This window comes from Candidatus Symbiopectobacterium sp. (genome assembly GCF_020054415.1).
Lineage (GTDB): Bacteria > Pseudomonadota > Gammaproteobacteria > Enterobacterales > Enterobacteriaceae > Symbiopectobacterium.
Window position 1 is genome coordinate 1 of the sequence record NZ_JAHWCO010000631.1, and the last position, 1,358, is coordinate 1,358.

The 1,358-nt window shown below is 44.6% G+C and carries 1 protein-coding gene, 1 tRNA gene and 1 pseudogene; 1 reads left to right on the forward strand and 2 read right to left on the reverse strand.

What is annotated here, in order from left to right; genetic code table 11:
- Window positions 1-75 precede the first annotated feature (75 nt).
- Window positions 76-324, reverse strand: a pseudogene (locus QZ506_RS18390) (transposase); the annotation flags it as partial.
- 208 nt (window positions 325-532) lie between these two features.
- Between QZ506_RS18390 and QZ506_RS18395 the strand changes: the two are divergent.
- Window positions 533-622: transfer RNA gene (locus tag QZ506_RS18395), tRNA-Ser, on the forward strand.
- 418 nt (window positions 623-1,040) lie between these two features.
- Here QZ506_RS18395 and QZ506_RS18400 read toward each other — a convergent pair.
- The coding region (locus QZ506_RS18400) for a transposase (RefSeq protein WP_291973028.1) at window positions 1,041-1,358 on the reverse strand (318 nt) is incomplete at its 5' end.

The following is a 1,358-nucleotide window of genomic DNA, read 5'->3' on the forward strand; positions in this document are numbered from 1 at the left end:
ACCAGATGTAATCTGACAGACACCTGTATAAATAATCGGTAACTGTCAGATCAGGTCTGAGCTAGTACATTTAATCATTTTAAAAATCGAGTCAACAAAGCCCTGTAAAGCCCTCAATGAAAGGCCAAACATGCGTTTCATCATCAGGACTGTGGTGATGGTCATATCTGAGTAGTGGAGAGGTCGTCCACGCCGTTCAGTAGTGTTTTTTTCCGTCCATGCAGCAATGGCTGATTCATCCAGCCATACGGTTAGAGAACCGCGCTGCTTGAGGGCCTTGTTGTAAGAGGGCCAGTTGGTGATTTTAAAATTTTGTTTTGCCATGGATACCTGATTTTGAAACAACTATGGTGATCTGCTCCGATGATTACCCAAAAGTTCTATTTATTCAACAAATCACGTTTTTGATGTAAAAAATCACTGGCAAGCAGGATAAGTCGCTGTTGCTCGCTAAGTCGTCACTTGAATACAAAGGCAAGGATATGTGCTGTTAAAATGCCGTAAAACAGGGCATGATAGCAACCACTTAAACGGAGAGGTGCCAGAGCGGCTGAATGGACCGGTCTCGAAAACCGGAGTAGGGGCAACTCTACCGAGGGTTCAAATCCCTCCCTCTCCGCCAATAAACCTGTAAAATTAATAAATTATGATGCATTTTTGATTTTTTCCGGCATAAAGCCCTGCATTAAATATCTCTTTAAAATCATCTTCCGTCCCTAACCCTCTCATTTTTATCATGTTGTACTTTTCTGAGCAGCCCTCCTAGCTCACACTCTTGAAATAAATTATTTTTAGCCTTCGCTGGCGTTTGAAAGGCGGGCAGCAAAGTTGATGGTTTGTCAGAGAAAAAAGTATGTCGATGAAAGTCAGTGAAGTTATGAAGTCATGAAGGCAGTAAAGCTGTGGTTTAAGCTGAGTAACTATGATGTGTTACAGGAGATAACAGTTAATGACCTGAAGAGGGCGGTGATTACTCGATTAGCGTTAGCTGAACATTGCCAACTTTGAGCCTGTTTAAGATTTTGTGTAAATGCCTTTCCTCAGAAGTGACCGTCAAGGCGGTCACCGAACTCGATAATAAAGCGACTCATTGCCATACGCCAGTCCTGTAAGGGCATCGTACATTTCTGTGATGCCGCCTGGATTGCCAGCCATACGACCTTCTTCACCGAGTCATCAGTCGGGAACACCTTGCGTTTCCTGATTGCATGCCGGACCACGCTGTTCAGTGATTCTATAGCGTTCGTCGTGTAGATTACCTTGCGAAGTTCCTGCGGGTACGAGAAGAATGTCGACAGGTTGGCCCAGTTTGACTGCCAGCTCCGGCTTATCTGCGGATAGCGGTGATCCCATGTCCC